The organism is Knoellia locipacati, assembly GCF_044791685.1.
Classification (GTDB): domain Bacteria; phylum Actinomycetota; class Actinomycetes; order Actinomycetales; family Dermatophilaceae; genus Knoellia; species Knoellia locipacati_A.
Window position 1 is genome coordinate 4029019 of the sequence record NZ_CP087730.1, and the last position, 8827, is coordinate 4037845.

Here is an 8827-nt window from a genome sequence, read left to right on the forward strand (position 1 = left end):
GGTCCGGTCAGGTGGACTTGGCTGCGGTGAAGCCCTGCTCGAGGTCGGCGAGGATGTCGTCGATGTGCTCGATGCCCACGGCGAGGCGCACGAGCCCGGGCGTCACGCCGGCGGCGAGCCGGTCGGCGTCGGGCCCCTGCGAGTGCGTCGTCGTCGCGGGATGGATCGCCAACGAGCGCACGTCGCCGAGGTTGGCCACGTGCGAGTGCAGCCGCAGGGACTCGACGAAGGTCCGTCCGGCCTCGGCGCCGCCGACGATCTCGAAGGCGAGCACGGCGCCCGACCCCTTGGGCGTGTACTTCTGGGCGAGCTCGTAGTAGTCGTCGCCGGGCAACGAGGCCCACCGCACCGACTCGACCTGCTCGTGCCCCTGGAGGAACTCGGCGACGGCCCTGGTGTTCTCGAGGTGGCGGTCGATGCGCAGGCTGAGCGTCTCGATGCCCTGGGCGATGAGGAAGGCGTTGAACGGTGCGACGGCCGGACCGAGGTCGCGGAGGAGCTGGACCCGCGCCTTGAGGATGTAGGCGAGGTTGGCGCCGAGCGCCCCGCCGACGCCGAGGTCACGGGCGAAGACGAGCCCGTGGTAGCTCTCCTCGGGCGTGTTGAAGTTCGGGAACTTCTCGGGGTCCTTGCCGAAGTCGAACGTCCCGCCGTCGACGATGGCGCCGGCGATCGTCGTGCCGTGGCCACCGAGGTACTTCGTGGCCGAGTGCACGACGATGTCGGCGCCGTGCTCGAGCGGACGCAGCACGTAGGGAGTCGCGACCGTGTTGTCGACGATGAGCGGCACGCCCGCCTCGTGTGCCACGGCTGCCACCGCCTCGATGTCGAGGATCTCGATCTTGGGGTTCGAGATCGTCTCGCCGAAGAAGAGCTTGGTGTTGGGGCGAACCGCTGCTCGCCACGACTCGGCGTCGGCGGGGTCGTCGACGAACGTCACCTCGATGCCGAACTTGGGCAGCGTGTGCTTGAGCAGGTTGAACGTCCCGCCGTAGAGCGACGGTGACGCGACGATGTGGTCTCCGGCCTCGGCGACGTTGAGGATCGCGATGGTCTCGGCGGCCTGGCCGGAGGCGACCAGCAGCGCTCCGACGCCACCCTCGAGCGAGGCGATGCGCTGCTCGACGGCGTCCTGCGTCGGGTTCATGATGCGCGTGTAGATGTTGCCGAACTCCTTGAGCGCGAACAGGTTCGCCGCGTGCTCGGTGTCCTTGAAGACGTAGGAGGTCGTCTGGTAGATCGGCAGTGCCCGCGCCCCCGTGGTCGGGTCGGGCTCCTGCCCGGCGTGGATCTGACGGGTCTCGAAGGACCAGTTCGGGGTTGCGGAAGTGGCGTCGTCGGCCATGGCCTTGCTCCTTGTGTGCCGTGCTTGCGGACGCCGGTCGGCGTCGCGCCTGGTCTTCACCCGGGGCACCCCACCGCGGTTGGAGGGTTGCCGGCCAGCGAGCCGGGGCTTGTCGCTGGCACTCATGACCTGGTCCCAACGGTAGCGGCGCGTGGCCGGCATACGACATCACCGTCTCGGGAGGTGGACGGCCTCGTCGTGACGGCGGACGCGGGCATGATGGGGGCATGACCTTCCACGTCGACGAGTACAAGGCGGCCCCGGGTCGCTACCGCGCCGGTATGCCGTTCCGCCGGGTCGGGCGATCCGGTCTCGACCTGCCCGCCATCTCCCTGGGCCTGTGGCACAACTTCGGTGACGACGTGCCGCTCGAGCGGCAGCAGGCGATCCTGCGTCGCGCGTTCGACCGGGGCGTGACGCACTTCGACCTCGCGAACAACTACGGGCCGCCCTACGGCAGCGCCGAGCGCAACTTCGGCACGCTCTTCGCCCGCGACTTCCGGCCCTACCGTGACGAGCTGATCATCAGCTCCAAGGCGGGCTACGACATGTGGCCCGGTCCCTACGGCCAGGGCGGTGGCGGTCGCAAGTACATCCTCGCGAGCGCCGACCAGTCCCTGAAGCGCATGGGGCTCGACTACGTCGACATCTTCTACAGCCACCGCTTCGACGAGACGACCCCGCTCGAGGAGACCATGGGCGCGCTCGACTCCCTGGTGCGACAGGGCAAGGCGCTCTACGTCGGCATCTCGTCGTACTCGGGTCCGCGCACGCGCGAGGCCGTCGAGACCCTCCGCGATCTCGGCACTCCCCTGCTCATCCACCAGCCGTCCTACTCGATGCTCAACCGCTGGGTCGAAGAGGACCTGCTCGACGTCCTCGGTGAGACGGGCGTCGGGTGCATCGCGTTCTCACCGTTGGCGCAGGGGATGCTCACGAGCAAGTACCTCAAGGGCGTCCCCGAGGGCTCGCGCGCCTCGCAGGGCAAGAGCCTGTCCCCGGACCTGCTCACCGAGGAGTCGCTCAAGCACGTGCGCGCGCTCAACACGATGGCCCAGAAGCGTGGTCAGACCCTCGCGCAGATGGCGCTCGCCTGGCTGCTGCGCGACGAGCGCGTCACCTCGGTGCTCGTCGGCGCGTCGAGCGTCGAGCAGCTCGATGACAACCTGCTCGCCGTCAAGAATCTCAAGTTCAGCGACGACGAGCTCAAGGCGATCGACAAGCACGCGGTCGACGCCGGGATCAACCTCTGGGAGACGTCCTCACGCGGTTGAGCCACCAGATGCCGAGCACCGGCAGGACGAGCGGCACGTAGCCGTAGCCGGAGCCGAAGTGCGACCAGACCGTCTTGTCCGGGAAGGCGCTCGGGACGGCATACGACAGCGCCCCGACGACGAGGACCCCGACGAGCTCGACGGTGCACGCAAGGAGGGCGACACGGGTCGAGGCCCGGTCGCCGCGGGCCATGCCGACGGTGGCGACGACGTAGATGAGTGCGGCGAGCGCGGACAGCAGGTAGGCCAGCGGCGCCCGGTCGAAGTACTCGACGATCTGGAGGATCGAGCGACCGGTCGCCGCGAGCGCGAGCACGCCGTAGACCACGACGAGGATGCGTCCCGGCCCGCGGCCCGAGTGGGTGGCGGGGGTGGTGTCGCTGTCGGTGCGGGTGTCGCCGGCGTCAGGCATACAGGTCCCAGATCTGCTGGAGGCGGAGGGTCATGACGACCACGGCGAACGCGCCGACGCCCACCGAGGCCATCGCCCAGCGCGTCTTGTCCTTGATCGCACCCAGGGTCGTGATGGCGAGCACCAACGGCAGGGTGGCGAGGTAGGCGATGAATGTCGCGCGGTGCCCGTCGAGGTCACCGATGCCGACGAGACCGCGGACGAGCTGAACGAGGACACCGACCTCGACCAGCGTCACGAGGGCGAGGAGCCAGTTGTCCATGAGCCGGTCGAACAGGGCGTAGGCGAGGGCCACGAGCATGAGCAGCGCCGCGACGGCGACGAGCACTTGGGTGAGCGGGAGGAGCACGGCGGACAGCCTACGTCGCACGGTTTGGTTGGATGACGCCATGACTTCAGCGCAGATCGGTGACGTGCGCATCGAGTACGTCGTCGACGGTCCGGACGACGCCGAACCCATGCTCCTCATCATGGGGATGGGCGCCCAGCTCGTGGCGTGGCCCCAGGACCTCGTTGACCTGCTCGTCGACCAAGGGTTCCGGGTCATCCGCTACGACAACCGCGACCAGGGTCTGTCCTCCTTCACCGACGCACCTCCCCCGAGCCGAGGCGACATCGCGCGTGGGCTCGCGGCCCGTCGGCTGGCCCGGGCCGACTACACGCTGGGTGACCTCGCCGACGACGCCGCGGGCCTGCTCGAGCACCTCGGCATCGCCTCGGCCCACGTCGTCGGCGCCTCGATGGGCGGGATGATCGCGCAGGAGCTCACGGTGAGCCGGCCCGAGATGGTGCGGTCGCTGTGCTCGATCATGTCCAACACCGGCCACCGCCGCCATGGCCGGACCTCGGCCAAGCTGCTGCCTGCCCTCGTGCGCCAGATCCGGGCGAACCCCCCGAGGACGCGTGACGAGGCGATCGCGGCGAGCGTCGAGGCGTTCCGCGTCATCGCCGGCAAGGACTTCGACGCGGACGAGATGCGGCTCATGGCGCAGGCGCACGTCGAGCGGGGCACGGTGACGTCGGTGAGCCGGGACCGTCAGCTCAACGCGATCAACGCCTCACCGGACCGCACGGCCCGGCTGCGGACCATCACGGTGCCGACGCTCGTCATCCACGGGCTGCGGGACCGGCTCGTCCTGCCGAGCGGCGGTGTCGCGACAGCGAGGGCCATCTCCGGGTCACGGCTGCTCATGTTCCCCGAGATGGGGCACGACCTGCCTCGCGGGCGCCGGGCCGAGATGGCCGAGGCGATCACGCAGAACGCACGTCGCTCTGCCGACCCACGGTGAGGGCGGCCGCGGAGACGGCGACGGCGAAGACCGCCACGAGGGCACCAGCGCCCACGACGGCCGAACGGGGCTCGTCGGCGAACCTGCCGAAGGCCAGCCACGACAGGCCCCACACTGCGGCGGCGGCAACACCCCACCGGGTCGGCTCGGCCCGCATGAGCGCGACGGCGACCGAGGTGACGAGCACGAGGGCGAGGACCGCGGCCACCACCGCGCCGCCGCTCGTCACGTTGACGCCACTGCTGCCGAGCGCGGCGGCGATGTTGGCGAAGGTCGCGACGGAGACCCAGCCGAGGTAGAGGCCGACCGTGAGGCGCACGAGCCAGGTGCCGATGGGTCCGGCAGCGTCCTCGCTCGTCGAGGCGAGCTCGAGGGCGAGCCGGGCGAGCACGAGCAGCAGCGCGAGGATGACGACGACGCTGACCCAGATCCAGCCCTGCTGGGTGACGAGCAGCCACGCGGCGTTGAGCACCATCGAGGCCGCGACCATCCATCCCGTCCGGCGGGCGAGCTCGCTGCGACCGGGGCCCGGGAGCCACTGCCACACCGTGTAGGCAGCGAGTCCGAGGTAGATGACCGACCAGATCGAGAACGCCGGGCCCGCCGGGGCCAGCAGGGTCGCGTCCGCCGCCAGCGACCCACCCGACGACTCCTCGACCCGGGTGCCGATCACTCCCACGCCGACGAGCGTGCCGAGCACGCAGAAGATCTCGGCCAGGGTCACGGCGATCTGGCGCGGGCGGTCCGATGTCGTCATGGCCCAACCCTGCCACCCGAGGCCGTCACCGGAGCCCCTCGCCACGCCCTCGGTCCCACGCTCATCCGGCCGCCGACGGCGCCGAGGCGCAATATCCGCCTGACGGCATAACCGCAGGTAGGGGACGTGACCACCTATGCTCCGGAGGTGACCATCTCCCCCGCCGCGCATCCAGCGGCGCCCGCTGTAGCGGCCCTGCTCGACGCCGCTGGCACCCTCAACGAGATCGCGCTGCGCTCGATCCTCCGCTCCCACAGCGACGAGCACGGCGTCGACGACACCGTCGTCGACGTCGTCCTGCCCTTCCTCCGCGAGATCGGCCTGGCCTGGGAACGCGGTACGCACACGGTCGCCCACGAGCACTTCGCCAGCCAGATCGTGCGGGGCTGGCTCATGGGCGAGGCACTGTCCGGCGGTTCCGACCCGGCGCCGCACGCGGGCCCGTCCCCGGTCGTCCTCGCCTGCCCACCCGGCGAGCGTCACGACCTCGGGCTGCTCTGCTTCCACGTGCTCATCACCCGAGCGGGGGTGCCCTCACGCTTCCTCGGCTCGGACACTCCCCTGCCGGGTCTCGGTGACGTATGCCGTGTCGTCGCCGCCTCCGGTGTCGTCGTCGCGGCGACGCGTCGCCGCTCGTTCGAGGCCCACGGTGGTGCGCTGCGGATGCTGGCTCGCCACTACCCGCTCACGATAGGCGGCGCGGGAGCCGACGCGGAGATCGCCGGACGCGTCGGAGCGACCGGGCTGTCGACCGACATGCGCCGCTCGGTGAGCGAGTTCGTCGACTGGCACGCGCGCATCACGGCCGCCGCCTGACCTTCCGCCGCTCGTCCCTGGCGGGTTGACTCGACCCTCGACGGACAGCGAACCCTTCCTCGGCCGGTGGCCCACGCCATCGGTGCCGGTGTCGCTGGTTTCCGACGTCGCTGGTGGTGGTCCGGAATGACCGTTGCCTCAACCAACTGTGTTGCGTCATGCGACAACTCACGTTGGTTCGGGCAACATACTGCCGGGAGACAGGGTGACTCGGCCCCGTTGACGCCGGTCGACACGCGGAGCGCACCGCATGGATGTCCCGCGTGTAGATGCCGACCGTATGGATGTCCCGCGTGTGGATGCGACCGTATGGGTGGCGACCGTATGGACGGCGACCCGGTTGCATGTCGACCCTGTGGATGACGCCTCGGTGTCAGCGCCGACACCGGGCAGGCTCTCCCCATGGGACGTGAGAGACACCTGTTCGCCGACGACCAGCGCCGTGAGCCGATCCACCACCGGGAACCGGGCTTCTCCGCACGCTGGGAGCGCGTCGACAGGGACGATCCGCGCAACCTGCCGATCCTCCTGCGCCAGGCATCCAGCGCCGTCGACAGGATGATGCTGCGAGCGCTCGCTCCGTGCGTCGAGCCGACGCTCGGCCGGCTCAGCCAGCGCACGATGGTCGACGTCGACCTGCTCCTGCGCGTCGCAGAGCGAGTGACCACGCCGACGCAGCTGGCCGAGTACCTCGACCGGCACAGGTCCACGGTCGGACACCGTCTCGACCACCTCGAGCAGGCGGGTCTCGTCAGAAGGGTCGGCCACGCGCGCGAATCCCGACGATGCGCCGTCGTGCTCACCGAGGAGGGCACCGACCTCGCGCGCGCCATCGAGTCCGTGCTGGCGGACCTCGCCGACGAGATCAGTGAGGACCTGCCACCCACGCGGTGGGCGAGCCTCATGCACGACCTGTCCGCGCTCTCCGACGTGCGGTGAGCGCGGACACGAGCCGACGTGGGCTCAGCCCTCGAGCGAGTCCTTGACCGCGGCGACGATCAGGTCGACCTCGTCCTCGGTGATGACGAGCGGCGGGGCGAGACGGATCGTCATGCCGTGGGTGTCCTTGGCGAGGATCCCGCGCTCCATGAGGCGCTCGCACAGCTCGCGGCCCGACGGCCCGCCGGGGGTGACGTCGAGCCCGGCCCACAGCCCGCGGACCCGCACCTCGTCGAGGCCGTGGCCCACGAGGGGCTCGAGCCCGGCGAGCAGGCGGTCCCCCAGGCGGCGCGCACGGTCCTGGAACTCGCCGGTGGCGAGCAGTCGGCACACCTCGTGCCCGATCGCGGCAGCGAGCGGGTTGCCGCCGAACGTCGAGCCGTGCGAGCCGGGAGTGATGACCCCGAGGACGTCCTTGTTCGCGGCGACGGCGGAGACCGGGTAGAGGCCACCGCCGAGCGCCTTGCCGAGGATGTACATGTCCGGCACGACACCCTCGAGGTCGCACGCGAACGTCGTGCCCGTGCGTGCGAGACCGGACTGGATCTCGTCGGCGACCATGAGGACGTTCTCCTCGGAGCAGAGCGCGCGCACGTCGCGCAGGAAGCCCTCCGGCGGGACGACGACGCCGCCCTCGCCCTGGATCGGCTCGAGCAGGACGGCGACAGTGAACTCGTCGACCGCGGCGCGCACGCTCTCGATGTCGCCGTAGCGGACAGCGCGGAAGCCCGGCGTGTACGGGCCGTAGTTGTCGTGGGCAACCTTGTCGTCGGAGAAGCTGATGATCGTCGTGGTGCGGCCGTGGAAGTTGCCCTCCATGACGATGATGTTGGCCTGGTCCTCGGGCACGCCCTTGACCTCGTAGCCCCAGCGACGGCTCACCTTGATCGCGGTCTCGACGGCCTCGGCGCCGGAGTTCATCGGCAGGACCATGTCCTTGGCGGCGAGCTCGGCGAGCGCCTGGGCGAACGGCCCGAGCTGGTCGTTGTAGAAGGCGCGGCTCGTGAGCGTCAGCGTTCCGAGCTGCTGGCGGGCTCGCTCGACGAGCTGCGGGTGAGAGTGGCCGAAGTTGAGCGCCGAGTAGCCGGCGAGGCAGTCGAGGTAGCGCTTGCCGTCGACATCGGTGACCCACGCGCCCTCACCGCTGGCGATGACCACCGGCAGCGGGTGGTAGTTGTGCGCGGCGTAGCGCTCGGTGGTCTCGATGTGCTGCTCGGTGCTCACGGCCGGGGTGGTGCCGGTCTGCTCGGGCGTCATGGCGGTTGTCGCTCCTTCGTCGGTGGTCGCGGACAGCGTATCCGCGCCCGGTCAGGGCTGACGACGCGCCAGCGTCCACGCCCCGGGGTCGTCGAGGTGACCCTGCGAGGTGCGGGTGAAGACGAGTCGGTCGTGCAGCCGGTTGCTCCGCCCTCCCCAGAACTCCACCTCGTCACACACGATGCGGTAGCCGCCCCAGAAGTCCGGGAGCGGCACGTCGTCCGCGCTGCCCCGGTCGGGCCAGCGGACGGCATACGCCTCGTATGCCGTCTCGAGCTCCGCGCGTGAGGCGACCGGTTGCGACTGGCGCGAGGCCCAGGCGGAGATGCGCGAGGCCCAGGGGCGGCTCGCGAAGTAGGCAGCGACCTCGTCGCGGTCGAGGAGCTCGGCGCGTCCCCGGAACCGGATCGCGCGGTACATCGACGGCCAGGTGAGGGAGGCGGCGATGGCGGGGTTGCCGGAGAGCTCGGATCCCTTGGTGGACAACGTGCTCGTGAGAAATCCGGGGCCGCGCTCGTCGAAGTAGCGCATGAGGACGGTGCGCACGTTGGGGACGCCGTCGGAGTCGACGGTGGCCACCGACAGGGCGTGCGGCTCGGGGACGTCCGCCTGCGCGCGGGAGCGCTCGACCGCCTCGTCGACCCAGAGCCTCGCCTGGCGCCAGGGGGTGTCGGCGACCTCGTCCTCGGAGAGGCCGGTGCCGGTGTAGTCGATGCGGGTGACGTCGTTCACGGTGTC

Annotated in this window: 10 protein-coding genes and 1 riboswitch; of the genes, 4 read left to right on the plus strand and 6 right to left on the minus strand. The window is 70.5% G+C overall.

Going from position 1 to position 8827, the window contains the following annotated elements:
- Positions 1 to 7: 7 nt before the first annotated feature.
- A complete protein-coding gene (locus tag LL946_RS18875; RefSeq protein WP_404383483.1) occupies positions 8 to 1345 on the minus strand; it encodes a bifunctional o-acetylhomoserine/o-acetylserine sulfhydrylase in 1338 nt (445 codons plus the stop codon).
- Between the two features lie 15 nt (positions 1346 to 1360).
- A riboswitch (SAM riboswitch) is annotated at positions 1361 to 1475 on the minus strand.
- Between the two features lie 97 nt (positions 1476 to 1572).
- Between LL946_RS18875 and mgrA the strand changes: the two genes are divergently transcribed.
- Positions 1573 to 2619 carry an L-glyceraldehyde 3-phosphate reductase gene (mgrA, locus tag LL946_RS18880; RefSeq protein WP_404383485.1) on the plus strand — a complete coding sequence of 349 codons (1047 nt, stop codon included), beginning with the start codon at positions 1573 to 1575 and terminating at the stop codon, positions 2617 to 2619.
- Here mgrA and LL946_RS18885 read toward each other — a convergent pair.
- Together LL946_RS18885 and LL946_RS18890 are read right to left on the minus strand one after the other, a co-directional pair.
- Positions 2588 to 3031 (minus strand): hypothetical protein, encoded by a 444-nt coding sequence (locus LL946_RS18885; RefSeq protein ID WP_404383487.1) that lies wholly within the window; start codon positions 3029 to 3031, stop codon positions 2588 to 2590. The two genes, mgrA and LL946_RS18885, sit on opposite strands and share 32 nt — an antisense overlap.
- The gene (locus tag LL946_RS18890; RefSeq protein WP_404383489.1) at positions 3024 to 3380 is read right to left on the minus strand and encodes a hypothetical protein; all 357 of its coding nucleotides are present in this window, start codon (positions 3378 to 3380) and stop codon (positions 3024 to 3026) included. The genes LL946_RS18885 and LL946_RS18890 overlap by 8 nt, the downstream gene beginning before the upstream one ends.
- Positions 3381 to 3420: 40 nt before the next feature.
- On the opposite strand from LL946_RS18890, the gene LL946_RS18895 reads away from it, so the two are divergent.
- Positions 3421 to 4320: an alpha/beta fold hydrolase gene (locus LL946_RS18895; protein ID WP_404383491.1), complete on the plus strand. Its 900-nt coding sequence runs from the start codon at positions 3421 to 3423 to the stop codon at positions 4318 to 4320.
- Here LL946_RS18895 and LL946_RS18900 read toward each other — a convergent pair.
- Positions 4283 to 5077 carry a tryptophan-rich sensory protein gene (locus tag LL946_RS18900; RefSeq protein WP_404383493.1) on the minus strand — a complete coding sequence of 265 codons (795 nt, stop codon included), beginning with the start codon at positions 5075 to 5077 and terminating at the stop codon, positions 4283 to 4285. The two genes, LL946_RS18895 and LL946_RS18900, sit on opposite strands and share 38 nt — an antisense overlap.
- A 147-nt stretch (positions 5078 to 5224) precedes the next feature.
- Between LL946_RS18900 and LL946_RS18905 the strand changes: the two genes are divergently transcribed.
- Positions 5225 to 5893, plus strand: a complete 669-nt coding sequence (locus LL946_RS18905; RefSeq protein ID WP_404383495.1) for a B12-binding domain-containing protein — start codon at positions 5225 to 5227, stop codon at positions 5891 to 5893.
- Positions 5894 to 6295: 402 nt separating this feature from the next.
- Positions 6296 to 6832: a MarR family winged helix-turn-helix transcriptional regulator gene (locus LL946_RS18910; RefSeq protein WP_404383497.1), complete on the plus strand. Its 537-nt coding sequence runs from the start codon at positions 6296 to 6298 to the stop codon at positions 6830 to 6832.
- Positions 6833 to 6856: 24 nt separating this feature from the next.
- On the opposite strand, the gene rocD is transcribed toward LL946_RS18910, so the two are convergent.
- Together rocD and pdxH are read right to left on the minus strand one after the other, a co-directional pair.
- Entirely contained in the window at positions 6857 to 8089 is a 1233-nt protein-coding gene (rocD, locus tag LL946_RS18915) for an ornithine--oxo-acid transaminase (RefSeq protein WP_404383499.1), read from the minus strand.
- 51 nt (positions 8090 to 8140) lie between these two features.
- A complete protein-coding gene (gene pdxH / locus LL946_RS18920) occupies positions 8141 to 8821 on the minus strand; it encodes a pyridoxamine 5'-phosphate oxidase (protein ID WP_404383501.1) in 681 nt (226 codons plus the stop codon).
- Positions 8822 to 8827: the final 6 nt, after the last annotated feature.

Bases quoted from the DNA above. Each gene is read 5' to 3' on its own strand.
- LL946_RS18875 (WP_404383483.1), bottom strand. From the start codon at position 1,345: ATGGCCGACGACGCCACTTCCGCAACCCCGAACTGGTCCTTCGAGACC.
- mgrA (WP_404383485.1), top strand. From the start codon at position 1,573: ATGACCTTCCACGTCGACGAGTACAAGGCGGCCCCGGGTCGCTACCGC.
- LL946_RS18885 (WP_404383487.1), bottom strand. From the start codon at position 3,031: ATGCCTGACGCCGGCGACACCCGCACCGACAGCGACACCACCCCCGCC.
- LL946_RS18895 (WP_404383491.1), top strand. From the start codon at position 3,421: ATGACTTCAGCGCAGATCGGTGACGTGCGCATCGAGTACGTCGTCGAC.
- LL946_RS18900 (WP_404383493.1), bottom strand. From the start codon at position 5,077: ATGACGACATCGGACCGCCCGCGCCAGATCGCCGTGACCCTGGCCGAG.
- LL946_RS18910 (WP_404383497.1), top strand. From the start codon at position 6,296: ATGGGACGTGAGAGACACCTGTTCGCCGACGACCAGCGCCGTGAGCCG.
- rocD (WP_404383499.1), bottom strand. From the start codon at position 8,089: ATGACGCCCGAGCAGACCGGCACCACCCCGGCCGTGAGCACCGAGCAG.